The 25,184-nt window shown below is 34.9% G+C and carries 26 protein-coding genes; 20 read left to right on the forward strand and 6 right to left on the reverse strand.

What is annotated here, in order from left to right:
• Window positions 1–18: 18 nt before the first annotated feature.
• From prfC to GQ598_RS04375, 12 genes are all read left to right on the forward strand, one after another.
• Entirely contained in the window at window positions 19–1,611 is a 1,593-nt protein-coding gene (gene prfC, locus GQ598_RS04320) for a peptide chain release factor 3 (protein ID WP_160402511.1), read from the forward strand.
• 176 nt (window positions 1,612–1,787) lie between these two features.
• On the forward strand, window positions 1,788–4,619 hold the full coding sequence (gene ptrA / locus GQ598_RS04325) for a pitrilysin (protein ID WP_160402512.1): 2,832 nt from the start codon (window positions 1,788–1,790) through the stop codon (window positions 4,617–4,619).
• A gap of 114 nt (window positions 4,620–4,733) precedes the next feature.
• Complete coding sequence (locus GQ598_RS04330; RefSeq protein WP_160402513.1) at window positions 4,734–5,606, forward strand: helix-turn-helix domain-containing protein; 873 nt, start codon at window positions 4,734–4,736, stop codon at window positions 5,604–5,606.
• 18 nt (window positions 5,607–5,624) lie between these two features.
• Window positions 5,625–6,908 carry a 3-phosphoshikimate 1-carboxyvinyltransferase gene (gene aroA / locus GQ598_RS04335; RefSeq protein ID WP_160402549.1) on the forward strand — a complete coding sequence of 428 codons (1,284 nt, stop codon included), beginning with the start codon at window positions 5,625–5,627 and terminating at the stop codon, window positions 6,906–6,908.
• Window position 6,909: 1 nt separating this feature from the next.
• Window positions 6,910–7,590: a (d)CMP kinase gene (gene cmk / locus GQ598_RS04340; protein WP_160402514.1), complete on the forward strand. Its 681-nt coding sequence runs from the start codon at window positions 6,910–6,912 to the stop codon at window positions 7,588–7,590.
• Between the two features lie 116 nt (window positions 7,591–7,706).
• A complete protein-coding gene (gene rpsA / locus GQ598_RS04345) occupies window positions 7,707–9,389 on the forward strand; it encodes a 30S ribosomal protein S1 (protein WP_091349995.1) in 1,683 nt (560 codons plus the stop codon).
• Window positions 9,390–9,487: 98 nt separating this feature from the next.
• The gene (ihfB, locus tag GQ598_RS04350) at window positions 9,488–9,778 is read left to right on the forward strand and encodes an integration host factor subunit beta (protein ID WP_091349902.1); all 291 of its coding nucleotides are present in this window, start codon (window positions 9,488–9,490) and stop codon (window positions 9,776–9,778) included.
• A 296-nt stretch (window positions 9,779–10,074) separates the two neighbouring features.
• On the forward strand, window positions 10,075–12,384 hold the full coding sequence (locus tag GQ598_RS04355; protein WP_160402515.1) for a DNA internalization-related competence protein ComEC/Rec2: 2,310 nt from the start codon (window positions 10,075–10,077) through the stop codon (window positions 12,382–12,384).
• Window positions 12,385–12,485: 101 nt separating this feature from the next.
• Window positions 12,486–13,493, forward strand: a complete 1,008-nt coding sequence (gene lpxK / locus GQ598_RS04360) for a tetraacyldisaccharide 4'-kinase (protein WP_160402516.1) — start codon at window positions 12,486–12,488, stop codon at window positions 13,491–13,493.
• 3 nt (window positions 13,494–13,496) lie between these two features.
• The gene (locus GQ598_RS04365; RefSeq protein WP_160402517.1) at window positions 13,497–13,682 is read left to right on the forward strand and encodes a Trm112 family protein; all 186 of its coding nucleotides are present in this window, start codon (window positions 13,497–13,499) and stop codon (window positions 13,680–13,682) included.
• Between the two features lie 17 nt (window positions 13,683–13,699).
• Window positions 13,700–14,464: a 3-deoxy-manno-octulosonate cytidylyltransferase gene (gene kdsB, locus GQ598_RS04370; RefSeq protein ID WP_160402518.1), complete on the forward strand. Its 765-nt coding sequence runs from the start codon at window positions 13,700–13,702 to the stop codon at window positions 14,462–14,464.
• Between the two features lie 3 nt (window positions 14,465–14,467).
• Window positions 14,468–15,160, forward strand: coding sequence for a DUF2461 domain-containing protein (locus tag GQ598_RS04375; RefSeq protein WP_160402519.1), 693 nt, complete (start codon window positions 14,468–14,470; stop codon window positions 15,158–15,160).
• A 21-nt stretch (window positions 15,161–15,181) separates the two neighbouring features.
• On the opposite strand, the gene GQ598_RS04380 is transcribed toward GQ598_RS04375, so the two are convergent.
• Complete coding sequence (locus GQ598_RS04380; RefSeq protein ID WP_091349879.1) at window positions 15,182–15,844, reverse strand: MarC family NAAT transporter; 663 nt, start codon at window positions 15,842–15,844, stop codon at window positions 15,182–15,184.
• Between the two features lie 111 nt (window positions 15,845–15,955).
• Entirely contained in the window at window positions 15,956–16,474 is a 519-nt protein-coding gene (locus GQ598_RS04385; RefSeq protein ID WP_091349876.1) for a single-stranded DNA-binding protein, read from the reverse strand.
• 219 nt (window positions 16,475–16,693) lie between these two features.
• Between GQ598_RS04385 and corA the strand changes: the two genes are divergently transcribed.
• The 4 genes from corA (at window position 16,694) to GQ598_RS04405 (ending at window position 19,482) form a co-directional block, all read left to right on the forward strand.
• Window positions 16,694–17,635, forward strand: coding sequence for a magnesium/cobalt transporter CorA (corA, locus tag GQ598_RS04390; protein ID WP_091349874.1), 942 nt, complete (start codon window positions 16,694–16,696; stop codon window positions 17,633–17,635).
• A gap of 194 nt (window positions 17,636–17,829) precedes the next feature.
• Window positions 17,830–18,789 carry a glucokinase gene (gene glk / locus GQ598_RS04395; RefSeq protein ID WP_160402520.1) on the forward strand — a complete coding sequence of 320 codons (960 nt, stop codon included), beginning with the start codon at window positions 17,830–17,832 and terminating at the stop codon, window positions 18,787–18,789.
• A gap of 25 nt (window positions 18,790–18,814) precedes the next feature.
• On the forward strand, window positions 18,815–19,063 hold the full coding sequence (locus GQ598_RS04400; RefSeq protein ID WP_091349868.1) for a YcgL domain-containing protein: 249 nt from the start codon (window positions 18,815–18,817) through the stop codon (window positions 19,061–19,063).
• Window positions 19,060–19,482, forward strand: a complete 423-nt coding sequence (locus GQ598_RS04405) for a YcgN family cysteine cluster protein (protein ID WP_091349864.1) — start codon at window positions 19,060–19,062, stop codon at window positions 19,480–19,482. The genes GQ598_RS04400 and GQ598_RS04405 overlap by 4 nt, the downstream gene beginning before the upstream one ends.
• Window positions 19,483–19,742: 260 nt before the next feature.
• Here GQ598_RS04405 and GQ598_RS04410 read toward each other — a convergent pair whose 3' ends face one another.
• Window positions 19,743–20,300 (reverse strand): YggT family protein, encoded by a 558-nt coding sequence (locus GQ598_RS04410; protein ID WP_160402521.1) that lies wholly within the window; start codon window positions 20,298–20,300, stop codon window positions 19,743–19,745.
• A gap of 36 nt (window positions 20,301–20,336) precedes the next feature.
• The gene (locus GQ598_RS04415; protein ID WP_160402522.1) at window positions 20,337–21,038 is read right to left on the reverse strand and encodes a YggS family pyridoxal phosphate-dependent enzyme; all 702 of its coding nucleotides are present in this window, start codon (window positions 21,036–21,038) and stop codon (window positions 20,337–20,339) included.
• Window positions 21,039–21,074: 36 nt separating this feature from the next.
• Between GQ598_RS04415 and GQ598_RS04420 the strand changes: the two genes are divergently transcribed.
• The 4 genes from GQ598_RS04420 to GQ598_RS04435 all read left to right on the forward strand — a co-directional run bounded on the left by GQ598_RS04420 (window position 21,075) and on the right by GQ598_RS04435 (window position 23,918).
• Window positions 21,075–22,016: a type IV pilus twitching motility protein PilT gene (locus tag GQ598_RS04420; RefSeq protein ID WP_160402523.1), complete on the forward strand. Its 942-nt coding sequence runs from the start codon at window positions 21,075–21,077 to the stop codon at window positions 22,014–22,016.
• Window positions 22,017–22,142: 126 nt separating this feature from the next.
• Window positions 22,143–22,952 (forward strand): pyrroline-5-carboxylate reductase, encoded by an 810-nt coding sequence (gene proC, locus GQ598_RS04425; protein ID WP_160402524.1) that lies wholly within the window; start codon window positions 22,143–22,145, stop codon window positions 22,950–22,952.
• Window positions 22,953–23,258: 306 nt separating this feature from the next.
• Window positions 23,259–23,468, forward strand: coding sequence for a cold shock domain-containing protein (locus GQ598_RS04430; RefSeq protein WP_091349846.1), 210 nt, complete (start codon window positions 23,259–23,261; stop codon window positions 23,466–23,468).
• A gap of 171 nt (window positions 23,469–23,639) precedes the next feature.
• Window positions 23,640–23,918 (forward strand): DUF5339 domain-containing protein, encoded by a 279-nt coding sequence (locus tag GQ598_RS04435; protein WP_160402525.1) that lies wholly within the window; start codon window positions 23,640–23,642, stop codon window positions 23,916–23,918.
• A gap of 17 nt (window positions 23,919–23,935) precedes the next feature.
• Here the strand turns inward: GQ598_RS04435 and GQ598_RS04440 are convergent, their stop codons facing one another.
• Together GQ598_RS04440 and fabA are read right to left on the reverse strand one after the other, a co-directional pair.
• Complete coding sequence (locus GQ598_RS04440) at window positions 23,936–24,418, reverse strand: thermonuclease family protein (RefSeq protein WP_160402526.1); 483 nt, start codon at window positions 24,416–24,418, stop codon at window positions 23,936–23,938.
• A 195-nt stretch (window positions 24,419–24,613) separates the two neighbouring features.
• Window positions 24,614–25,135 carry a bifunctional 3-hydroxydecanoyl-ACP dehydratase/trans-2-decenoyl-ACP isomerase gene (gene fabA / locus GQ598_RS04445; RefSeq protein WP_160402527.1) on the reverse strand — a complete coding sequence of 174 codons (522 nt, stop codon included), beginning with the start codon at window positions 25,133–25,135 and terminating at the stop codon, window positions 24,614–24,616.
• Window positions 25,136–25,184 lie beyond the last annotated feature (49 nt).

Here is a 25,184-nt window from a genome sequence, read left to right on the forward strand (position 1 = left end):
GTTAAAACAGTTTATTTTATGACAGAACAAGCTTATTTAGACGAAGTCAATGCGCGTCGCACTTTTGCGATTATTTCTCACCCTGATGCCGGTAAAACCACCATTACCGAAAAGGTACTTTTATTTGGTCATGCAATCCAAACAGCCGGTACGGTTAAAGGTCGTGGAGCTAATGCTCAGCACGCTAAGTCAGACTGGATGGAAATGGAAAAACAGCGTGGTATTTCTATTACGACATCTGTGATGCAGTTTCCTTATAATGATTGCTTAGTTAATTTATTAGACACCCCAGGGCACGAGGATTTTTCTGAAGATACTTACCGTACGTTAACAGCGGTTGATAGTTGTTTGATGGTGATTGATGCGGCAAAAGGGGTTGAAGATCGTACACGTAAATTGATGGAAGTGACACGATTACGTAATACGCCAATTTTGACGTTTATGAATAAGTTAGACCGTGATATTCGCGATCCGATGGAATTGCTTGATGAAGTCGAAAACGAGCTAAATATAATGTGCGCACCAATTACTTGGCCGATTGGTTGTGGCAAGTTATTTAAAGGTGTTTATCATTTAGCGAAAGACGAAACATACCTTTACCAATCGGGTCAAGGTCATACTATACAAGAAGTCCGAATTATTAAAGGACTCTCTAATCCTGATTTGGATGTGGCTGTTGGTGATGATTTAGCACAGCAACTGCGTGAAGAACTTGAGTTAGTGCAAGGGGCATCAAATGAATTTGATTTAGATGCTTTCTTGTCGGGTGACTTAACGCCAGTCTTTTTTGGTACGGCACTAGGTAATTTTGGAGTTGATCATATGCTTGATGGTTTAACTGCTTGGGCACCAACACCACAGCCACGGCAGAGTGATAAACGCGAAGTTGAATCATCAGAAGAAAAATTTAGTGGTTTTGTTTTTAAAATTCAAGCCAATATGGATCCTAAACATCGTGACCGCGTGGCATTTATGCGCATTGTATCGGGTAAATATGAAAAAGGCATGAAGTTGCGTCATGTTCGTTTGGCTAAAGATATCAATATTACTGACGCCTTAACATTTATGGCGGGTGATCGTGAACAAGTTGAAGAAGCCTATGCTGGCGATATTATTGGATTACACAATCACGGTACTATACAGATTGGTGATACTTTTACTCAAGGGGAAAATTTAAAATTTACCGGTATTCCTAATTTTGCACCGGAACTGTTTCGCCGAATTCGTCTTAAAGATCCTCTGAAACAAAAGCAGTTATTAAAGGGATTAGTGCAATTGTCTGAAGAAGGTGCCGTACAGGTATTTCGTCCATTAACTAATAATGACTTAATTGTAGGTGCTGTCGGGGTACTACAGTTTGACGTGGTGGTTGCGCGTTTAAAATCGGAATATAACGTTGAAGCCATTTATGAGTCTGTTAATGTGACAACCGCTCGTTGGGTTGAATGTTCTGATGTGAAAAAATTAGAAGAGTTTAAGCGCAAATGCGAGCAGAACTTGGCTTTGGATGGGGGAGATAATCTTTCTTATATTGCGCCAAGTATGGTTAATTTGAATTTGACCGAAGAACGATATCCTGATGTTGAATTTAGAAAAACTCGGGAACATTAATTGTATTTATCACATAATAGCGGAATTTATTATTATGCCTAGGTGTTTTGATAAATCCGCTTCTTTCTCTTTAACAGCAGTTTTTTGACGATAAAGTCAAGCGAGTGAATATTATGGATTTGAAAAATAAAAAAATAGTTAATTTAATAATAGGTAGTTTTATTGGATTATTAACTATGACTACTTCACCGGTATCGTTTGCTATTGAAAATAAGCTTGTGAGCCCCGTTTTGTTAGAAAAAGTTCAGCAAAGTGAGCGCGATAAGCGCCAATATGAAGTGATTGAGCTATCAAATAAAATGCGCGTGTTACTTGTGTCTGATCCTAATGCTGTTATGTCACTCGGTTCGTTAGCATTACCAGTTGGGTCACTGCAAGATCCAAAAGATCAGCAAGGACTGGCGCACTATGCTGAACATATGGTATTAATGGGATCGAAAAATTACCCAGAACCAGCAAGCTTTTCTCAGTTTTTAAGCCTTCATTCTGGTAGCTATAATGCCAGTACTGCCACACATCGAACTGCGTTTTATTTTGAGGTCGAAAATAGCGCATTTGATAAAGCGCTAGATCATTTAGCCGATGCTATTGCCGAGCCGAATTTAGATCCTAAATTTGCCGATAAAGAACGCAATGCTGTTAATGCCGAAATGACGATGGCTAGATCGAACGATGGTTTTCGTATTGAACAAGTTAATTCCGAAACTATTAACCCTAATCACCCATCGTCACAATTTTCGGGTGGTAATTTAGAAACATTAAGTGATAAACCAAGTAGTAAATTACAAGATGCTTTAGTGACTTTTCATAAAGATTATTATTCGTCTAATATCATGGTGGGGGTAATTTATAGTAATCAGTCGATCAATAAATTGGCAAAGTTAGCTCAAAACACTTTTGGTAAAATCCCTAATAAAAATATTAATGCTCCAATAGTTGATAAGCCAGCGATCACACCAAATGTGCTAAGCAAACAGATTGCAATGGTGCCAGCGCAACCTAAGAAATTGCTATTTTTACAATTTCCAATGGAAAACAATTTAGATAAATTTTCTGATAAAAGCGATGAATATATTACTTATTTAATTGATAATAGTAGCCCCAACACGTTGTCTGATCAGTTACAAAAGCAGGGACTTATTGAAGGTATTAGTTCGTCTATCAACCCTATCCGTTATGGTAATAGCGGTATGTTGAGTATTAATGTGAGCTTAACCGACGATGGTCTCGCCCAAAAAGATAAAGTTATTGGGGCTATTTTTAATTATTTACAGTTAATTCAAAAGCAAGGAATTTCTGATGCTTATTATGAAGAACTTAAGAAAGTCTTAGCGTTAGAATTTAAGTATCAGGATGTTGAGCGTGATATGTCTTATGTGGAATGGCTATCTGATCAGATGTTGTTGTACCCCGTTAAAAATATATTAAATTCTGATTTTATTGCTAATAATTTTGATAAAACAGCGATCGCCGCTCGCTTAAAAAGCCTAACGCCGGATAACGTTAGAGCTTGGATTATTTCACCAAATCAAACGACTAATAAGACGGCTTATTTTGTAGACGCACCTTATAAAATCGATAATATTACTAGTGAGCAAAAAGCGAATTGGTTGGCTTTAGGCAAAAATTTCACATTTAGTTTACCTGAATTAAATCCTTATATTCCTGACGATTTTTCAATTGTGAAGCAAAACCGTGCTCAAGCTCAACCAGCTGGGTTTAGTAAACGTGGTAATCATCTTCATTTTGTTAGTCAATATTTCAAAACTGAACCTAAAGCGGCGATTGTGGTTTCGTTACGGAATAACGAGGCTTTTAGTGATGCTAAAGCAGAGGTCGCTTTTAATTTACTTGATTACATTGCAAGTCGTAATTTAGAACAATTACGATTTCAGGCTAGGGTTGCGGGTATTTCGTTATCAACAAATAATGATAATGGCCTGATGATTTCAGCTAGTGGCTTTAGTCAGCATCTACCTAAAATGGTGACAGCAATTCTTAATAGTTATCGCAATGTGACGATTGATGAGCAAAGCTTATTGTTAGCTAAATCTTGGTATTTGCAGGAATTGGATAAATCTGAGCATGCTAAAAGTTATTGGTTGGCGGTTAATCCTGTTAATGAATTGTCAGATTTGCCGTATTTTGAACGGGATGAAAGACGTCAAATCACAGCAACAATGACTATTAATGACGTGTTAACTTATCGCGATAATTTATTAACCCACTCAGTACCTTATATGCTTAGCTTGGGTAATTTGTCTAACGAGGATTCTTTAGATCTTTATCATTCCATTCAAAAAACACTAGTGCGTGATGTTGAATTTACTCCTGTTGATAATATTCAGATTAAAAAATCATTGGAGGCCAAAATGACTCAACACGCGAAAAGCACTGATAATGCTTTGATGATGAGCTATATTCCAACCGGTTATGATCGAATTAGCAGTCGTATGCTAAGTTATACGCTGTCTAAAATCATATCACCATGGTTTTTTGATCAATTGCGTACTAACGAGCAACTCGGCTACGCTGTATTTGCAGGCCCTGTTACAGTTGGAGATTCAGTTGGAATGAGTTTTATCATTCAAAGCAACCAATACGATCCAGTTTATTTATTTAAGCGTTACCAAGAATTTTATCCTGTTATATTAAGTAAGCTTAAAGCATTATCTAAAGAAGATATTGAGCAATATAAAAAAGCGGTACTTGATGAATTGAAAATGCCTCCGCAAACATTGGATGAAGAGTTTAGTCGTTATATGGCTGACTATCGGAATTCGCGTTTTATGTTTGATTCACGGCACAAAAAAATTGAACAATTGAAAAAAATCACTCAACAAGATTTAGTTGATTTTTATAACCGTTCAGTTATGGATAAAAAAGGTTTTGTATTTGCATCGCAAGTTCTTGGTAAGCGTGAAGATAATGCTAAACAACCAGAGGCAATTTCTGAGTTTACTGAATTTGAAAATGTATCGGCATTGCAAAATGAGTTATTAAAATAGGTGTTATTTAAGTTGTTGATGAAAATATAGGCTACACCTGAAACATTTTGCCAAAAATTGGCATTGCTATCACCTTGTGATACACTGCCAAAATCCCAATAGTTTGAGTATATTATGATTACTGGATCGATTGATTATTGTGCTATAGGTCAACGTTTACGTGCGTATAGGATTGCCGCTTCACTGAAGGCTGAAGATGTTGCTGATAGTCTTAAAATTTCAAGAGCAGCAGTCTATCGGTTAGAAAAAGGCGAAATCGTTAAAATTGAAACTTTAGAGCGACTGGCATCTTTACTCGATACGTCTTTTGCAAGTTTGCTTGGCATTGATACTGAATACTATTCGAGTGGTGAAGGTTTTTTTGAGCGTATGCGTCAGTTAGAAGAACAATCAACCCATATCTATTCTCACTTCGACCCTTTTTCGTTTTTATTAACTTCACCAAATTATCTTGCTCATTTAGCTCTGATGCTAAATGAATCAAATGAATCGATTGATCACCCAAAATATTCTGTCATTTTGTCAATTTTAAAAGAACGTAAAAAGCAGTTTCATCAATCAGTCCCAAAGGTAATTAATTTAATTAGTTTGCGTAATGTAGAGCGGTTTTTGCATATTGGTTTAGTGGGAAATTTGACAATTTCGCCAGGCAAGAAGTCAGAAAGGATGTTATTAGCACGTAAAGAAGTTTATCATTTAATCGAGCTAATAGAACAACAATCCTTTGCACCCACTATTGCTATTACACAAGAAGCAATTCCATCAATTGCTTTTCAGATTTTTTATCAAGATAGTAACCCTATTTCATTAGCAATGAGTCCGTTTCGATTAGGTGAGTTACCTAATGTAACTACTGGTATTGCGTCGATCACGTCATCTTATAATGCTATTAAAAGATATCGACATTTATTTGATGAGTTATGGAAAAATAGTGCTAAAGATAAGCAAGCAATTGATTTATTAAAAACGACGCTAGAAAAATTTTAAAGAATATTAAAGAGAGTCATTATGTTATCCTTAACATTACAACCAATAAAAAAATTTAGTGGTACGATTAATTTGCCTGGTTCAAAAAGTGTTTCTAATCGTGCTTTATTATTATCAGCATTGAGTAAAGGTAATACGCGCTTAACTAATTTACTGGATAGTGATGATGTACGTTATATGCTTGATGCACTTGCGGCCTTAGGTGTGAAGTATCAGCTATCGCATGATCGTACCATCTGTGATGTTCAAGGTGTGGGTGGTTTGTTGCAATCTGACCATGCATTAGAGCTTTTTTTAGGTAACGCCGGTACGGCAATGCGCCCTTTAACTGCAGCGTTATGTCTTGGTCATAATAACATTGTATTAACGGGCGAACCTCGTATGAAAGAACGTCCGATTGGTCATTTAGTTGATGCTCTACGCCAAGGTGGTGCTAAAATTGATTATCTTGAAAATGAAGGTTATCCGCCGCTACATATTCGAGGTGGTTTTATCGGTGGTAATATTGACGTTGATGGTTCGGTATCTAGCCAGTTTTTAACTGCCTTGTTAATGGCTTCGCCACTAGCAAAAAATGATACTCAAATAACCATAATTGGCGATTTAGTCTCTAAACCTTACATTGATATTACTATAAAAATGATGGCTATTTTTGGTGTTTCGGTGACAAATCATAACTATCAAAAATTTATTATTAAAGCTAATCAGTGTTATCAAGCTCCTGGTGATTATTTAGTTGAAGGCGATGCCTCTTCTGCTTCTTATTTTTTAGCAGCGGCTGCAATTAAAGGTGGCACAGTGAGAGTCACGGGTATTGGTAAAAAAAGTTTACAAGGTGATACACAATTTGCCCATGTGCTTGAAAAAATGGGTGCTAAAGTAACTTGGGCTGATGATTATATTGAATGTTCATGTGGTGAATTACATGGTATTGATATGGATATGAACCATATCCCTGATGCGGCAATGACCATTGCTACAACAGCACTGTTTGCTAAAACTCCTACTACCATTCGCAATATCTATAATTGGCGAGTTAAAGAAACTGATCGCTTACATGCAATGGCTACGGAGTTAAAAAAGGTCGGTGCAACCGTTGATGAAGGTCGTGATTATATTACTATTGTGCCACCCGCTAAATTAACGCATGCTGAAATTGAAACTTATAATGATCATCGTATCGCTATGTGTTTTTCATTGGTGGCACTTTCTGATACGTCTGTGACAATATTAGATCCTAAATGCACAATGAAGACTTTTCCTGATTATTTTGAACAATTTAAACGATTAAGCGAAAAATAAAATGAATAAATTTGTTCCCGTTGTTGCTGTTGATGGGCCAAGTGGTGTTGGTAAAGGTACTTTATGCCAAGCGTTAGCTAATCATTTTAAATGGCATCTTTTAGATTCTGGCGCTATCTATCGTGTACTAGCACTTAGCGCACTTAAGCAAGGCATTGCGTTGGATGATGAAAGTCAATTAGCCCAATTAGCCCTTAATTTGCCACTAACTTTTGATACTTATGGTTGTGATGTTAAAGTGTTATTAGATAATGTTGATGTCACTAACGAAATTCGTACAGAACAAACGGGTGGGGCTGCATCAAAAGTGGCGGCAATTAATTCTGTTAGAACAGCTTTATTACAGCGCCAACGTGACTTTAGGAAAGCTCCAGGCTTGATTGCTGATGGTCGTGATATGGGCAGTGTGGTGTTTAGTGATGCACCAGTTAAAATTTTTCTTGATGCAAGTGCGCACTCTCGTGCAGAAAGGCGAATGAAACAGTTGCAAGATAGGAAAAATCATGTTAAATTCGCCGAAATTTTGCAGGAGATAACTGCGCGTGACGAGCGTGATCGTAATCGGGTTGTTGCGCCGCTAAAACCTGCTGTTGATGCACTAATAATTGATACTACATCGCTTTCGATTCAAGATGTTTTTAATCAATCTATTACGTATATAAACAAAAAAATTGCGTTGTAAGTTTGTTTACAGCGTGTGTTAACCAAGCTCTATTTCAAGGATGAGTGGAGTATCGTAAATAACCCCATAAGACAGGATGTAATGTGGACGTTAATATTAATTTAAGATATAAAAATATGACTGAATCTTTTGCTCAACTCTTTGAAGAGTCTTTAAATCAACTAGACACTCGTTCTGGTAATATGATCCGCGGTACTGTCGTTGCTATCGACAAAGATGTTGTTTTAGTTGATGCTGGTTTAAAATCTGAATCGGCAATTCCAGTAGAGCAGTTTAAAAATGCCCAAGGCGAATTAGAAGTTCAAGTCGGTGACGTTGTTGATGTTGTACTTGACTCAATTGAAGATGGTTTTGGTGAAACAATCCTATCTCGTGAAAAAGCTAAACGTCATGAAGCGTGGCTAGTTTTAGAAAAAGCAGTTGATGACGCTGCAACAGTTTTAGGTGTTATCAATGGTAAAGTTAAAGGTGGCTTTACGGTTGATCTTAATGGAGTTCGTGCGTTCCTTCCTGGTTCGCTTGTCGATGTTCGCCCATTACGCGATACTTCTCATATCGAAAACAGAGAAATTGAATTAAAAGTTATTAAATTAGATCAAAAACGCAATAATGTTGTTGTTTCTCGTCGTGCAGTTATCGAATCAGAAAATAGCGCAGAAAGAGAACAACTTCTTGAAAATCTACAAGAAGGTTCAGAAGTTAAAGGTATTATCAAAAATCTTACTGATTACGGTGCATTTGTTGATCTTGGTGGCGTTGATGGTTTACTTCATATTACTGATATGGCTTGGAAACGTGTTAAACATCCAAGTGAAGTGGTTGAAGTTGGTCAAGAATTACTTGTTAAAGTGCTTAAATTTGATAAAGACCGTTCACGTGTATCACTTGGCTTAAAACAATTAGGCGAAGATCCATGGGTTTCAATTGCTAAACGTTACCCTGAAGGTACTAAAGTAACAGGTAAAGTGACTAACTTAACTGACTACGGTTGTTTTGTTGAAATCGAAACTGGTGTTGAAGGTTTAGTTCACGTTTCTGAAATGGATTGGACAAACAAAAATATTCACCCATCTAAAGTTGTTAGCTTAGGTGATGAAGTTGAAGTGATTGTTCTTGAAATTGATGAAGAACGTCGTCGCATTTCTCTTGGTCTTAAACAATGTAAACCAAATCCATGGTTACAGTTTGCTGAATCACACAATAAAGGTGATAAAGTTAGCGGTAAGATCAAATCAATCACTGATTTCGGTATCTTCATTGGTTTAGATGGCGGTATCGATGGTTTAGTTCATCTTTCAGACATCTCTTGGAATATGCCTGGCGAAGAAGCAGTTAAAGCTTATAAGAAAGGTGATGATATTGAAGCGGTTGTGTTACAAGTTGATGCTGAACGTGAGCGTATCTCTTTAGGTATTAAACAACTAGAAGACGATCCATTCAGTAGCTTTGCATCTAACTATAAAAAAGGTACGATCGTTAAAGGTGCTGTAACTGAGGTTGATGCTAAAGGTGCAACTATCGAAATCGCTGAAGGTATCGAAGGTTACTTAAAAGCACAAGATATTGCTCGTGAACGTATTGAAGATGCGACAACTGTATTAAAAGTGGGTGATGAAGTTGAAGCTAAGATTGTGAATATTGATCGTAAAACTCGTGCAATTTCATTATCGGTACGTGCTAAAGATGAGGCTGATGAAAAAGAAGCACTTGCTGCGGTAAATAACACTGCAACTCAAGAAGATGCATCATTTACTAATGCGATGGCTGAAGCATTCAAAGCTGCATCAAAAACTGAGTAAAAAATATCGATGTAAAGAGTAAAGAGGGCTTGCCCTCTTTTTCTTTTATGGTATAAAATGAAGAAGTTACATACCACATAAATAAATTAGGAGTGATCATGAACAGATCGGATTTAGTAGAACGAATTGTTAACTGGCGGACACATCTTCCTATGCAACTAGTTGATGATTCAGTTAGAGATATCATTGAGCAGATCGCTTTAGCTATGGAAAGTAACGATCGTGTAGAAATTCGAGGCTTTGGTAGTTTTAGTTTAAACTATCGTGCACCACGTAAAGCAAGAAACCCAAGAACCGGTGGTAATGTTGAAGTTAAACATAAATATATTCCTCACTTCAAACCGGGCAAAGAGCTACGTGAAAGAGTAAATAATGCAGCAAAAGCATAGTCTTTAAATTCTATACTTAGCTAAAAGCCTTTGAGTCAAATCAATGGCTTTTTTATTTTAAAAAGTTGAATTCCTCTCATTTTATTCATGCTCCATAATTCATTAGTTAAAAAAAATCAACGTTTCGTTAGTTATCATCGTTAACAATCTCTGAACCTTTACCTGTAATTTCAATAAATATTATCAAGATTAATAGTTAAAATGGAACTCAGATCGAAAGATTCAAATTCAGTTATTTTTTTATAATATCAATTGATAAGCTGGCTTTTTATTTTTAATAAATATGGCGAGCGTAGATGCGAAAATTTTGTTCTCTTGATTTATTGGCGATCATGTTTTCATTAGGGTGTTTGCCATTACTGTTTTTGCCTCATTTATTGTCTGATTTTCAGTGGTATTTTATTGCCATTATTTTGGTTATTTTTGCATTGGTTGTTCCGGCTAAATTGCGCTGGTATTTGTCTATTTTTGTTGTGTTTGTTTTAGGTATTTTGTGGTCTACTGCTTATTCTAAGCAATATTTATCAAGTATTTCGTCTTATATTGATAAAACGTTAGTTGTTAAAGCAAAGGTCCAAAATATCAATACTAGACAATCTACAACAGATATTGAACCTTATTATATGTCATTTTCTGTTTTTTCTATTTCAGATGTTACGCTTTCTAATGATATTCCGATCTCGGTTTATTGGGATAATTTATCTATGCCAAAATCGGGGCAAATTTGGCAATTAACACTAAAAACAAAAGTTGTGCATGGATATTTAAATGAAGGAGGATTTGATAGTCAGCGCTTTTCGATAGCAAACCGAAGTTTATTATCAGCTAAAGTAATTGACGCCAAACTGCTAGATGATAAGTCTAATTTAAGACAATCTATTATTGATTTGGCACTACCTTACATTGATCTATTTAGTTATCGAGGCATACTCTTAGCCCTTGCTTTTGGAGATCGTTCTCAATTAGATGACTCGCTTCGTACTGTTATGATGCAAACAGGTGTTGCCCATCTAATGGCAATATCGGGTATGCATATTTTATTGGTTTTTGGTCTTAGTTGTTTTTTTGTTAAGACTGTTCTGTTTTTTATTCCAAAGCGTTTTATCTGTTTTTTTGTGCCGATTATCGTTGGTTGGTTGTGCGCACTTTTTTACGCATGGTTAACTGGTTTCAGTCCACCTACATTACGTGCTATATTGGCTTTATCAATTTGGATCTATTTACGTTACAAAAAACATCAAATTAGTGCATGGCAAAAAGTTAATCGAATTATTGCGTTGTTATTGTTGTTTGATCCATTGATGATTTTATCTGAGAGTTTTTGGTTATCTTGTTACGCAGTAATTAGCTTAATTTTTTTATTTGAATGGTTACCAATACCTCAAGAAATAAAGCATAAAAAGCGTTGGTATATAGTTAGGTTATTGCATTTACAATTGGGTTTGACCTTGTTGTTGATGCCTATTGAACTTTTTATTTTTCAGGGTATTAGTGCGGTTTCTATTTTAACGAATTTAATTGCGATTCCTATTATTTCATTATGCACTTTCCCTGCTGTTTTATTTGCGTTGGCATTTACTTTGATGGATTGTTTTTATATCGCATTGTGGTGGTGGATGGTTGCTGATAAATCGTTGGAATGGTTATTTTTCAGTTTGAATTGGCTTAACTTATTGTGGCTTAATATACCTTCAAACTTTTATTGGTTAAGTTTTTTAGGCTGGTTAGTTGTCATTATAATACGTACTGGAACGTGGCGTTGTTTTGGAATTACTTTATTAGTCATTTTTATGTTATTAGTCACGCCACTTTTTAAACATCAGCATTATCGTTGGCGATTGGATATGCTCGATGTTGGTCACGGATTGGCGATTGTTATTCATGATGGAACGTCAGCTATTTTATACGATACAGGAGCCAACTGGGGAAAAAGTTCTGCTATGGAAAGGGTTATTATACCTTTTTTGCAATGGCATAATTTGAATGTACAAGGAATTATTATTAGTCATCAACATAATGATCATGTTGGAGGTTTGAAATTGCTTCAACAAATTTACCCTAAGGCATGGTTAATGAGTTCCTCTTTTGATTTAAATAATGATTATCCATGTTTAGCTGGTAATCGTGTTAATTGGAACGAGCTAACATTTGATATATTGTGGCCTAATAAACTGGTTGAATATGCACAAAATGAGGACTCTTGTGTAATACAAGTAACTGATGGGCACTTTTCTGTATTATTAACAGGAGATTTAGAGCGCAATCAGGAATATCAGTTAGTCACAAAATATCGAAATCAGTTAGCTTCTACTATTTTACAAATTCCGCATCATGGTAGTACTACTTCATCAAGTTATACTTTTTTAAATCACGTTAAAGCAGTAAAATCGTTAGCGTCTACATCTCGTTATAATCCCTGGAAACTACCATCCCATAAGGTAATAACAAGGTATCAAGATTTACACTTAGATTATTATGTTACAGCTAGAACTGGTCAAATAAGCCTATTTTTTGATAAACATACTTGGAAGTTAAAAACCATGCGAGGCGAAATTAAACCCAGATGGTATCATGATTGGTTTGGTAGTTTGCCAATTTATGAGTAAAATAGGCTATCGTTTGCTATAGGCAACCATGTTAATAATTGTTATATCGACATTAAAAGATAAAACAATTTTACTGAATGTAATTAAGTGATGTTAAAGTTATGATTGAAAAAATGTGGTATGGTAAAAATCGATTATTTTGGTTGTTCATGCCATTTTCTTTATTATATGGTTTGATTGCTTTTGTTCGCCACTCTTTGTATCAATTAGGTATTTTTAAATCTTGGCGTTCTCCTGTACCTATTATTGTTATTGGCAACTTATCTGTTGGTGGTAATGGCAAAACACCACTGGTTGTTGGTTTAATTGAATCGTTAAAACAAAAAGGATTACAAGTTGGCGTTGTTTCGCGAGGGTATGGTGGCAAGGCTGATAGTTATCCGCTTATTTTAGATAATACAACCACAACTGAACAAGCTGGTGACGAGCCGGTACTTATTTTTCAACGTACTAATGTGCCTGTTGCGGTATCGCCCCACCGAGCTGAAGCTGTTCAAGCATTATTAAAGCAGTATGAGTTAGATGTCATTTTGACGGATGATGGTTTACAACATTATGCATTATCGCGCGACATTGAAGTGGTAGTAGTTGATGGAAAACGTTTATTTGGTAATGGATGGTGGATGCCGGCAGGACCAATGAGAGAGCGGAAAGGACGATTAAAATCGGTTGATCTGATTATTATAAACGGTGATAGCGTAAATAATTTGGCTCAGCAATATCCAAATAAAACCTACACCATGCAATTAACGCCACTATATGCAGTGAATTTATTAACTAAAGAAAAAAAAGCATTATCTTCATTGCAAAATATTTATGCTATTGCGGGTATTAGTAATCCAAAACGTTTTTTTAATATGCTGATCAATATGCAAACTGATGTGGTTAAAACCGTTTCTTTTGCAGATCATCAAAAATTTACTTTACCGTTGTTAAACAATGTCGCAAGTAGTGAACAAACACTTTTAATGACTGAAAAAGACGCCGTTAAATGTAGGCAATTTGCCCAGAAAAATTGGTGGTATCTACCCATTGATGCGGTAATCCCCGTAGAAGCAATTGATCAGATCTGTTTGTTATTAGCTAAGACAAAATCTCAAAGAGAATAAAATATGAAAGAAATCTTATTAAGTGCACTTGCTTGTCCTAAATGCCATGGGCAACTACAATATGATACCAACAATCAGCAGTTAATTTGCCAAACAGATAATCTGGTTTATGCAATCAAAGATAACATTCCTATTTTGCTTGAATGTGAAGCAAAACCACTCAATCAATCATCGTCTGTTCAAGAATAAAATATAAGGCGTTAATTATGAATTTTTCGGTTATTATTCCTGCTAGGTATGCTTCAAGTCGTTTGCCAGCTAAACCTCTAGCGGATATTCATGGTAAACCTATGATTGTGCGGGTGATGGAGCAAGCAAAAAAATCGTCAGCCAATCGGGTGATTATTGCAACTGATCATCAACAAGTTTTTGATATAGTCAAAGCACATGGAGGAGAAGTCATCCTTACTAGTAACAAACATAATTCTGGTACAGAAAGATTGGCAGAAGTCATTAATACTTTTCAATTTGCTGATGATGAAATTATTGTTAATGTGCAGGGTGACGAACCTTTAATTCCTCCAGTTATTATTGATCAAGTGGCTGAAAACTTGGTGCAATATAAAACGGGAATGGCAACATTAGCGGTACCAATTAATTCTGTTGAAGAGGCATTTAATACCGGTGCGGTTAAAGTTGTGACCGACAAAGAGGGTTATGCACTTTATTTTTCTCGTGCTACAATTCCTTGGGAACGCGATCGATTTGCTAAATCGGTTGATTTATTAAAACAATCCAGTATTGGTGATTTTTATCTTCGTCATATTGGTATTTATGCTTATCGTGCTGGCTTCATTCGTCAGTATATCAACTGGGCGCCATCTACACTTGAACAAATTGAGATGTTAGAACAACTTAGAGTGCTTTGGTACGGCGAAAAAATACATGTTGCAGTTGCAAAGCAATCGCCAGCGATTGGTGTTGATACACAAGAAGATTTGGAAAAAGTAAGGGCACTATTTAAGGATTGAGCTATGGCTAATTTTACCGGCTTTACCCAAGCTGGTCTTAATTTTTTGCAAGATGCTTGGATAAATAATAGTAAACCATGGTTTGAACAACATCGTGCTATTTATGATAACGATTTAGTTAAGCCGTTTAGACTTTTGGTTGAGCAACTAACACCAGAAATGCTCAAAATTGATGAATGGTTTGAAACTAGCCCTGCTATTGGTAAAACTATTTCCCGTATACATCGGGATACTCGTTTTTCAAATGATAAATCACTTTATCGTAGTCGATTATGGCTGACTTTTAAAAGACCCAATCGAGATTGGAAAGAAGCACCTGCTTATTTTTTTGAAATTAGCCCAAGTAGCTATCAATATGGTCTTGGTTATTATTGTTCATCAAAACAAACGATGGATATTTTTCGAGAAGAAATCCTTAATGATACTCAGAAATTTTTAGCGATGGCGCATTGTGTTAAAAAACCATTTGAGCTTGTTGGTGAAAGTTATAAACGACCACTAATCAAAGAGCAAGATGCAAAAATAGCTACATGGTATAACCGAAAAAATCTTGCGGTTATGGTGACAAGCAATCATATTGAAGACGTGTTAAATAGTGATTTACCCCAAAAATTGACTAAAGGGTTTAAGCAGCTAGTTCCACTTTATGATTATTTGATGCGGGTGGAAATGATTAAAAACATACCAACCTTTTAGTTTTGTTAAATTGTTTTTATATTAAATATTAGGAAAGCTTAATATAAGCTCTTTAACACCATTGATTATAAATTGTGTACCAACACAAACTAATAAAAATCCCATAATTCTTGAAGTGGCTTCAATGCCACTTTTCCCCATAAAACGCATTATACTGCCAGCACTGCGCATACAAAACCAAAGAATAATAGATAACAATAGAGGCACTAATATTGAGGCAGTGTAAACAACCCAAGTTGAAACGTTATAGCCTCCACTTTTTACTGTTGACGACATACTGATGATCATTGCTATGGTTCCTGGCCCAGCGGTACTTGGCATGGCGAGCGGAACAAAAGCTATATTATTTGAGATCTCTTTCTTTTTTGCATCTGCTTCAAGGCTTTTATGTGATGGTTGTTGTGGAAATAACATTCTAAAGCCAATAATGCCAACAATCATACCTCCAGCAATGCGTAATCCGGGAATCGATATACCAAACGTACTCATCACCAATTGCCCACAATAAAACGATACTACCATAATCATAAATACATAAATACAGGTTAGTTTTGATTGGTAATTACGTTCTTCATTGGTCATCTCACCCGATAGACCTAATAAAAGTACTACTGTGGTTAATGGATTCGTTAATGGAATAAATAAAATTAAACCAAAGCCGATAGCTTGTAAAAGTTCCAACATAGATTTATTTTTTGATTTGACAAGAATTCAGTTAAGTATAATTGAAATAGATAGAAAATGATATGTGGGCGTAGTTAACGCCCAACATTGTATAATAAATGAATGATGATCCTAGAATGGAATATCGTCATCAAAATCCATTGGAGGCTCTGGCGCAGTTGTAGGTTGTGTCGGTGCGTTTTGTGTTGTAGGACGAGCTTGAGACGCTGGCGCAGATGAAGTGTTATTAGCACTTTGCCCCCAGTTTTGTGAACTGCCATCCATGCTTTCACCGCTATTACGGGAGCCTAAAATTTGTAAAATACCGCCAATTGGATTGATCACAACTTCTGTCGTGTAGCGATCTTGTCCTGATTGATCTTGCCATTTTCGCGTTTGTAGTTGTCCTTCAAGATAGACTTGAGTGCCTTTTTTTATATACTCGCCTGCGATCTCAGCGAGTTTACCAAATACGACAACACGATGCCATTCAGTACGATCTCGGGTTTCGCCTGTTTGTTTATCTTTCCATGATTCTGATGTTGCGATACTAAAATTAGCAACTGCATTACCATTAGACATGTAACGAACTTCGGGATCTTGACCTAAATTACCGACTAAAATGACTTTATTTATTCCTCTATTGGCCATTATTAACTCCTAAAAATTGCATAAGTATTTTAAGGCGCATATTGTAACATGAGACTGCGGTAATATCAGCGAATTTAATTTAATAATGGAATTTTACCCTCATTTTGTAAAAATATAGAAAGATTGGCTTAGACATAGGAATTTATTGTTATAACGGGTATAATGCCAAACATTTGTTAATGTTATGTTCTAAAAGATTATTCCCCTACAGGAGGCCTTATGATTAATGCGTTTGGGCTAAAAAACAAACAATTAGTAAAAATTAATGAAGGCGATATAAATAATGCGACCTGGATTGATTTAATTGAACCAGAAGAAGCCGATCGCGATTTTGTTTTAACACATTTAGGACAAAACTTAGCAACCAGTATTGAGCTAGATGATATCGAAGCGTCAGCTCGTTTTTTTGAAGATAACGAAGGGCTACATGTTCACTCATTTTTCTTTTATGAAGACGCAGAAGATCGTGCAGGTAACTCAACTGTAGCTTTTACAGTGCATAATGGACGTTTATTTACACTACGTGAACGTGATTTACCTGCATTTCGTTTGTATCGTATGCGATCGCGCTATCAAAGTATGAGTGATGGCAATCCTTATGAAGTGTTACTTGACTTATTTGAAGTTAAAGTTGAGCAGTTAGCAGATCAAATCGAAAATATTTATAGTGAATTAGAAGAATTAAGTTTAATTATTATGGATCGTTCTGCGCAAGAACATTATGATGAAGCGATTACCTCATTGGCAGAGCTTGAAGATACTGCGTGGAAAGTACGGCTTTGTTTAATGGATAGTCAACGTGCTGTTAACTATTTAGTTCGTCGTGCAAAAATGCCAGTAGATCAACTAGAACAGGCGCGCGAAGTTATTCGTGATATTGAGTCACTTGTTCCTCATAATGAGTCATTATTTCAGAAAGTGAACTTTTTGATGCAAGCGGCAACCAGTTTCATTAATATTGAACAAAGCCGAATTATTAAAATTTTCTCGGTTGTTTCGGTTGTGTTTTTACCTCCAACTGTGGTTGCGTCTGCTTATGGTATGAACTTTGAGTTTATGCCCGAATTAAAATGGGAATATGGTTACCCATTTTCATTATTATTAATGTTACTAGCAGGTGTTGCTCCTTATATTTATTTTAAACTGAAAAAGTGGTTATAGATCTATTTACTTAATCCTATTGTCTTTAGCCGTTAATACTTTGCTCGTTTAGCGGAAATTATCTTTGTCGTATCTGTAAGGTAATTAACGGAATTTAATATAACTATTTAATAATATTCGCTATTATGCTTTCTTCTCTTGATGGTTAAAGCTTGTTATTTAAATAAAAATTAATTTATCACAAAGGAAATAGCATGAATCAATATGCACTAGTCACCGATATTGGTGGAACAAATGCACGATTTGCACTTTATAATTTAGAGACTAATAAGTTATCTGCAATTACTAAAGTACTTATTGCAAAAGATGATGTGTTATTAACATTAATTAAAAACTATTTAGCATCTCAATCAATAATCGTTGAAATGGCTTGTATTGCTATTGCTTGCCCGATTGATGATAGTGATGTGATCAAAATGACCAATAATAATTTGTCATTTTCACGTTCTGAACTTATTAAAGAATTAAATCTGATTAAGCTTGAAGTAATTAATGATTTTACTGCTGTATCAACGTCAATTCCTAAATTATCCAAACAGGATCTTGTAAAAATTGGTGGTGATGAACCTGATTTAAATTATCCTATTGCTATTTATGGCGCAGGTACAGGGCTTGGTGTGTCACATTTGATTAAAGTCAGTGAGCGTTGGATTAGTTTGTCTGGAGAGGGTGGACATACCGAACTTCCGATGATAAGTGATGATGAGGATCGTATTTTAGTGCAACTGCGCAAAAAATTTGGACGTGTTTCTACCGAGCGATTTTTATCAGGTAATGGTATAGTTAATATTTATCAAGCTCTATTACAAATTAATAATCAACCAGTAGAAGAGATTACGCCAGACATTATTGTTCAGAAAGCTTTATCACATAGTTGTCCACTTTGCTTGCAAACTTTAACCTATTTTTGTACTTTTATGGGACGTTTTGGCGGTAACTTAGCATTAATGCTTAATACGCTAGGTGGTGTTTATATTGCTGGGGGAATAGTACCTCGCTTTATTGAGTTTTTTAAAGCATCACCGTTTAGACAGGCTTTTGAAAATAAAGGTCGTATGTCGTATTTAGTCAAAAAAGTTCCTGTTTATGTGATAACTCATGAAGATCCGGGGTTGTTTGGCGCTGGTGTTTATTTGCAGAATTGTCTTACATAATATTAATAAGTAAAGGTTTTGTTTTATGATGTGGTGTTATATTTATCGAAGTACCAAAAAAGAAAATTGTTATTTATATATGGATAAGGAAAACGATTTTTCAGCTATTCCTGAAAAAATAATGTCTCTTTTTGGTACTCCAGTGTTTACCATGAAAGTATTACTTGATGGAAAACGCCGTTTTGTTGTTGGTAGCTCTGATGAAATAGAAGAAAAAATTAAAACTGATGGGTTTTTCTTGCAAATGTTAAAAGAAGATGATTTTAAAGTATGATTGAACCATTTTGGGAGCACAAAACCCTAGAACAGATGAGTGATGAGGAATGGGAACAACTTTGTGATGGTTGTGGTCAGTGTTGCTTAAATAAATTGATGGACGAAGATACCGACGAAATCTTATATACTAACGTAGCTTGCAATTTGCTAGATTCGAATACTTGCCAGTGTAAGCATTATTATAACCGCTTCGATTATGAACCTGATTGTATCAAGTTGACTCGCGATAATCTTCTTACCATTGAATGGTTACCTATAACTTGTACTTATCGTTATTTTTCTGAAACGGGGAGATTGCCCGATTGGCATCCGCTTATTACAGGTAATAAGAAGCTTATGCACAAGCTGAAAATTTCTGTTAAAAATCGAATTGTTTATGAAAAAGATGTGATTTGTTGGGAAGATCATATTCTCTAAAAAGGGTTATAGCGTCCTCAGATTGCTCACCAGCCTTTATATGATTTAATTTAGAATATCAGTGATGTAATTTCTCTTAAAAAAGCAGAATAAAAACTTAAATAAAATCAATACCTTTTCTGACTGATTTTTATGGGGTAACTTCCAGTATTGGAAAGGTTTGTAGTTATTTACTTATTTTTATTAGATCAAAATAAGCTCGCTAAAAGCGAGCTCTTTGTTAATAATCTAAAGAAGCTATTGCTTCCTCTTATCTGAATTTAAAGTACAAGCCATAAATCCCCAACAATATCGATAGCAAACATATTTAAAAACATCAAAATAAATACAAAAATCATAAATGAAATATCGATCATACCAATAGGTGGTACGATGCGTCGAATTGGTGCTATAAATGGTTCTGTTAGTTGTGCAAGCAACTCATCAGCATTCGATTGTCCTCGGCTTACCCAGCTTAAAATTGCTCTAAATAGTAATAACCAAAATAGTAGATGTCCAAAAGCATGAGCGATGGCAGCAATGGCATATAAGAGATATCCAACAGGCCAGCTAAAATTATTGATGATTCCATAATGGCCAATAAACGTAATTTTTATGAAAGCAAAAAAGTATAAAAGAACCCATGTAGCTGTATCTATGTGTTTAATAGAGGGAATAACTTTACGTAATGGAGCAATAATTGGTTGGGTTATTCGGACAATAAATTGGGTAAATGGATTATAGAAATTGACCCGTACTCGTTGCATCCATAAGCGCAAAATTAAAACGTATAAGCATATCGTTAAAACGGTTTTTCCTAAAAAATAAAGCGATGCCATTCAACACTCCTTAAAATAAACTATCTAGGCAATATATCACAAATACTGCCTTGCTCCAAAAATTGTCGTACCGATGCGAACCATTGTGCTACCTGCAACAATCGCCGCTTTCATGTCGTTACTCATGCCCATTGATAATGTGTCCATAAATGGATAGTCGGATTGTAAAGAATTTAACAGTTCCTGCATTTTGGTAAAGACATGTAATTGTTTGTCAAAATCATTTTCGATTTCAGGAATGGCCATTAAACCGCGCAACTTTAAATTGGGTAATGCAAGGATTTGCTTAGTCAAATCAGCGACTTGGTCAGGTAAAATCCCTGATTTACTTGCTTCGTGGCTAATATTGACCTGAATTAATACATTTAATTTAGCCATTGATGTAGGGCGCTGGTCATTTAAACGTTGTGCGATTTTGAAGCGATCAATGGTATGCATCCAATCGAAGTGTTCGGCAACTAATTTGCTTTTGTTTGATTGTAATGGACCAATAAAATGCCACGTTAATGGAGTATTGGGAAGGGTTTGTTTAAAGTGCTGGATCTTTTCAACACCTTCTTGAACATAGTTTTCACCAAAAGAAAGTTGGCCAGCATCAATTGCTTGTTTGATTAAGTCCACGGGTTTTGTTTTACTAACAGCAATAAGTTCAATTGTATTGGGATCTCTTTCGCATTTTTCGGTTATTTTTTGAATTTTGCTTTTAATGGCGAGTAAATTGTCACGTACTGTATTCATATTAATTCCCAATTAATAACTAATAGGTCAAATGTAATGTTAAATTCACTATTGTCGCTTAGTGTAACGCAAAAGGCATCCGATTTGCACCTTTCAAGTGGTGAAGTTGCCCGCATTCGCATTAATGGACAATTAAAATGTTTATCAAACGAAAAGTTATCACCTTTAGACTTAGAAGCTGAACTATTAACGTTACTCACTGAATCACAAAAAATACAATTACAACAAGAAAAGCAAATTGATTTATCTTACCAATCTGCTGAAATAGGGCGTTTTAGGATCAATATATTTTATCAACAACGTGGTATTTCAGCGGTATTTCGTATCATCAAAAGCCATATTCCGGAATTAGTTGAAATAGGTGCTCCCGAGGTATTTAAAAAGCTAATAACTCATGAAAGCGGGATTATTTTAGTCACGGGAGCCACAGGAAGTGGCAAATCAACGACGCTTGCATCATTAATTGAGCATATTAACTCAACTCAATTTAAACACATTCTTACTTTAGAAGATCCTATTGAATTTGTTTATCATAATCAACATTCATTAATTCAGCAGCGAGAACTTACGAATTTTGACCATGCGCTTGATAGTCTTTTAAGGCAAGATCCTGACATTATATTGCTTGGTGAATTGCGCAATAAAAAGTCTATCCAAACTGCATTGACAGCTGCAGAAACGGGACACTTAGTTTTTGCTACGTTACATACGTGTTCTGCCATTCAAAGTATTAATCGTATTGTTGATGTATTTGATGAAAGCTCCCGTAGTTTTATTCGTACACAATTATCAAATAATTTAAGAGCAATTATAAGTCAAAAGTTAGTACCCACTGAGAATGGTCGTAAAGCATTATTTGAAATTCTTATCAATACACCAGCTGTCAGTAATTTAATCAATGAAGGGAAGATCAAACAAATTTTTTCACTAATGCAAACAGGCCAACAATATGGTATGCAAGTGATGCCAGAAAGTTAACACTATTTGCTATTGTTTATAGTTTATAAAAGTTAGCGTTGCATTTTTAAATGCAAAATTTTGAGATTTATATTTAAAATCATTTATAATCTTTCAAATAGTCTTTTGTAAAAGAAGGGATAATAAATGGAACAGCGAATTGGTTTTATTGGTTTAGGTAATATGGGCAATGCTATATTACAAGGTATTTTAGCGAGCAATATTGTTTCTGGAACACAAATGTATGTTTATGATCCTCATTTAGAAAAAGGTCAGGTTCTTAATCAGGTTTATTCAATTAATAATCTTGATTCTGCAAGAGAGGTTGCTCGCAAGTCTGATATTGTATTTGTTGCCGTTAAACCTAATGTGATTGTTGATGTACTTAATGATATTCAAAAAGAATTAAAGAAGAATACTATCGTTATTTCAATTGCAGCGGGTGTTACCATTAAAACGATTGCAAAATGTGTAGGTTATGAGCAAAAAATTATTCGAGTGATGCCAAATACGCCAGCTCTTGTTAATGCTGCTATGTGCTCTATTACTCCTAATACTGAAGTTACCGATGAAGAATTGTCTATAGTTCAACAATTATTAAATTGTATTGGTGAAACTGAAGTTGTTTCTGAGTATTTAATTGATGCTGTTGTTGGTGCGAGTGGTTCTTCTCCAGCCTTTGTTTTTATGTTTATTGAGGCATTAGCTGATGGTGCTGTGAAAGGTGGTTTATCAAGAGCTCAAGCTTACAAATTCGCAGCTCAAGCTGTTATGGGATCGGCAAAACTGCTGCTTGAATCTGGTAAACATCCAGGTGAATTAAAAGATATGGTCTGTTCACCTGCAGGTACGACTATTGAAGGTGTTCATGCGCTTGAAGAAAAAGGATTTAGATCTGCAATTATTAATGCGGTAGAGGCAGCTATAAAAAAATCAAAGGAAATGGCAGAGGGGTAATACGGCATAAATTGATAATGTTATCTTATTGAATTAAATGTTATAAATTTTTTATTTCCTCATTATTAATAATCTTTTTCAAAAGATTGCTTGCATTACTTACTTTTTTATGAGTAAATAGACCTAAGCATATGACATGCGGATTTATTTTATAACATTTAGATATATGTAGTTTGTAGTTTACTTTGTCTTAGAGATTAGTTTTCTTCAGTATCTTCTTCTTCGTGTTAATTAAGTAACCTAGGTTTTATGTTTTTAAATATAGCCTTTAATGGCTGAGATTAATTTATTTATAGGAAGATTATTATGTCTAAGAAAACTGGTCAAGTTAAATGGTTCAACGAAAGTAAAGGTTTTGGTTTTATTTCTCCTGCTGATGGTAGTAAAGATGTATTTGTACATTTTTCAGCAATTTCTGGCGATGGATTCAAAACATTAGGCGAAGGTCAACAAGTAGAATTCTCAATTCAAGACAGCCCTCGTGGTCCTGCAGCAGCAGATGTTATCATTATCTAATGATTTAAATTTTATTTTTTGATTTTCTACCCTATCAGTAAATAGTTACTGATAGGGTATTTTCTTATATAGACTTCCCTCATTAAATTTTTTACCATATCCTGACTATTTCTAGCATTAATTATCATCTTTAATAATATTTTTAATAAATTTATGATGTAAGGAAAGAAAATGAAAAAGTTATTATTATCTGTTGTGTTATTAGGTTTTTCTGCAATTTCTATGGCGGATCTACCTGAATCTTGTAAAACCTATTTTGATAAAGTTGACGGTTTAGTCAAAGCCATCCCTGAAGGCTCTTTAACTAAACAACAATCTGATATGATTAAACAAAACTTAGAAATTGGTAAACAACAAATTTCTTCACTGTCTGCAGATAATCAAGACTCAGCTTGTAAACAAGGTTTGGATTTACTTAAACAAGTTGAAGCAAGTTTACTTAAAAAATAAGATTTTTAGAATATAATTTAACGTTTGTTATGACGAAAATCCCAAGGGGCTATTGGATGTTTATCTTTCCATAGTCCTTTTTTGTTTTGTTTAGCATCTATTTCTAATTTTACCATTATTTTATTATTAGCTACGTTGTGATAACGATACGCCCAAGCATAACCATTTTCGACCATTTTGGCATTGATATTGACTTTATTTAAGAAAATGGTGCCTAAGGTTCTTGTGTAAACATCTTTTTGGTTTTCTTTCACAAACACATTTTTACCCGCAATAAGGGATGCTAAATATTTACGGGATGCATTACCATAAGCTTGCCCGCTTTCTGGGGCATCGATATCAAGTAAACGAACACGGACTTTTTGTTTTTTGACAGTTAAAATATCTACCGTATCGCCGTCAATCACTTTAACAACTTTACCGCTGAAATCAGCATAAACTAATGTATTTGAGAAACAAAATAAAATAATACAAACAAATAAACGTTTTAAGTGATTCATTATTAATAAGAGAAGACAAAAAATTTGTAGTATTATACATTGATTATTGAAACTCAGTAAACTGAGATCTTCTTTTTATTTAAAAATTAATTAGTTATTTAGGAATTACTTATGTTTTGAACATGATAAGAAAAACCATAATATTCAGCCTTACTCATATAGAGTAAAGCTGACAAGAAGGGGGATAGCGTTAAATTAAAATGAGTTGGTATCTTGAAATAGACCTACTTTTAAATCAGATGCTTGGTAAATTAATTTTCCGTCAACAAAAACTTCGCCATCACCAATACCCATAATCAATTTACGATTAATTACGCGTTTAAAATGGATTTTATAGGTTACTTTTTTATTGGTTGGTAATACTTGTCCAGTGAATTTAACTTCACCAACACCTAAAGCCCGTCCTTTACCTTTGCCGCCAATCCAACCTAAATAAAATCCCACTAATTGCCACATAGCATCAAGTCCAAGGCAGCCCGGCATAACCGGATCATTTTTAAAATGACATTTAAAAAACCATAAATCAGGATTAATATCAAGTTCGGCCTCGACAAAACCTTTACCAAAATTACCACCGTTTTCATTCATCTCGATAACGCGATCCATCATTAACATTAAATCAGATGGTAATGGAGGGCCATCATGGCCAAATAATTCATTATTTCCTGATTTAATTAAATCAGCTTTATCGTACGATGATTTACGTTCAAATGTCATAAAAAAACCTTTTATTTAATGTAAATTAAAACATGCTTTGAAAAATTAA

It is taken from the genome of Gilliamella sp. Pas-s95 (assembly GCF_009795795.1).
Taxonomy (GTDB): domain Bacteria; phylum Pseudomonadota; class Gammaproteobacteria; order Enterobacterales; family Orbaceae; genus Gilliamella; species Gilliamella bombicola.

What these genes read in the sequence shown, in the direction of transcription:
- GQ598_RS04400 (WP_091349868.1), top strand. Translation starts at nt 18,815, where the DNA reads ATGATGTGGTGTTATATTTATCGAAGTACCAAAAAAGAAAATTGTTAT.
- GQ598_RS04365 (WP_160402517.1), top strand. Translation starts at nt 13,497, where the DNA reads ATGAAAGAAATCTTATTAAGTGCACTTGCTTGTCCTAAATGCCATGGG.
- rpsA (WP_091349995.1), top strand. Translation starts at nt 7,707, where the DNA reads ATGACTGAATCTTTTGCTCAACTCTTTGAAGAGTCTTTAAATCAACTA.
- proC (WP_160402524.1), top strand. Translation starts at nt 22,143, where the DNA reads ATGGAACAGCGAATTGGTTTTATTGGTTTAGGTAATATGGGCAATGCT.
- GQ598_RS04420 (WP_160402523.1), top strand. Translation starts at nt 21,075, where the DNA reads ATGTTAAATTCACTATTGTCGCTTAGTGTAACGCAAAAGGCATCCGAT.
- glk (WP_160402520.1), top strand. Translation starts at nt 17,830, where the DNA reads ATGAATCAATATGCACTAGTCACCGATATTGGTGGAACAAATGCACGA.
- prfC (WP_160402511.1), top strand. Translation starts at nt 19, where the DNA reads ATGACAGAACAAGCTTATTTAGACGAAGTCAATGCGCGTCGCACTTTT.
- GQ598_RS04375 (WP_160402519.1), top strand. Translation starts at nt 14,468, where the DNA reads ATGGCTAATTTTACCGGCTTTACCCAAGCTGGTCTTAATTTTTTGCAA.
- lpxK (WP_160402516.1), top strand. Translation starts at nt 12,486, where the DNA reads ATGATTGAAAAAATGTGGTATGGTAAAAATCGATTATTTTGGTTGTTC.
- GQ598_RS04415 (WP_160402522.1), bottom strand. Translation starts at nt 21,038, where the DNA reads ATGAATACAGTACGTGACAATTTACTCGCCATTAAAAGCAAAATTCAA.
- GQ598_RS04355 (WP_160402515.1), top strand. Translation starts at nt 10,075, where the DNA reads ATGCGAAAATTTTGTTCTCTTGATTTATTGGCGATCATGTTTTCATTA.
- GQ598_RS04380 (WP_091349879.1), bottom strand. Translation starts at nt 15,844, where the DNA reads ATGTTGGAACTTTTACAAGCTATCGGCTTTGGTTTAATTTTATTTATT.
- GQ598_RS04440 (WP_160402526.1), bottom strand. Translation starts at nt 24,418, where the DNA reads ATGAATCACTTAAAACGTTTATTTGTTTGTATTATTTTATTTTGTTTC.
- GQ598_RS04410 (WP_160402521.1), bottom strand. Translation starts at nt 20,300, where the DNA reads ATGGCATCGCTTTATTTTTTAGGAAAAACCGTTTTAACGATATGCTTA.
- GQ598_RS04435 (WP_160402525.1), top strand. Translation starts at nt 23,640, where the DNA reads ATGAAAAAGTTATTATTATCTGTTGTGTTATTAGGTTTTTCTGCAATT.
- ihfB (WP_091349902.1), top strand. Translation starts at nt 9,488, where the DNA reads ATGAACAGATCGGATTTAGTAGAACGAATTGTTAACTGGCGGACACAT.
- fabA (WP_160402527.1), bottom strand. Translation starts at nt 25,135, where the DNA reads ATGACATTTGAACGTAAATCATCGTACGATAAAGCTGATTTAATTAAA.
- cmk (WP_160402514.1), top strand. Translation starts at nt 6,910, where the DNA reads ATGAATAAATTTGTTCCCGTTGTTGCTGTTGATGGGCCAAGTGGTGTT.
- GQ598_RS04430 (WP_091349846.1), top strand. Translation starts at nt 23,259, where the DNA reads ATGTCTAAGAAAACTGGTCAAGTTAAATGGTTCAACGAAAGTAAAGGT.
- ptrA (WP_160402512.1), top strand. Translation starts at nt 1,788, where the DNA reads ATGACTACTTCACCGGTATCGTTTGCTATTGAAAATAAGCTTGTGAGC.
- kdsB (WP_160402518.1), top strand. Translation starts at nt 13,700, where the DNA reads ATGAATTTTTCGGTTATTATTCCTGCTAGGTATGCTTCAAGTCGTTTG.
- GQ598_RS04385 (WP_091349876.1), bottom strand. Translation starts at nt 16,474, where the DNA reads ATGGCCAATAGAGGAATAAATAAAGTCATTTTAGTCGGTAATTTAGGT.
- GQ598_RS04405 (WP_091349864.1), top strand. Translation starts at nt 19,060, where the DNA reads ATGATTGAACCATTTTGGGAGCACAAAACCCTAGAACAGATGAGTGAT.
- GQ598_RS04330 (WP_160402513.1), top strand. Translation starts at nt 4,734, where the DNA reads ATGATTACTGGATCGATTGATTATTGTGCTATAGGTCAACGTTTACGT.
- corA (WP_091349874.1), top strand. Translation starts at nt 16,694, where the DNA reads ATGATTAATGCGTTTGGGCTAAAAAACAAACAATTAGTAAAAATTAAT.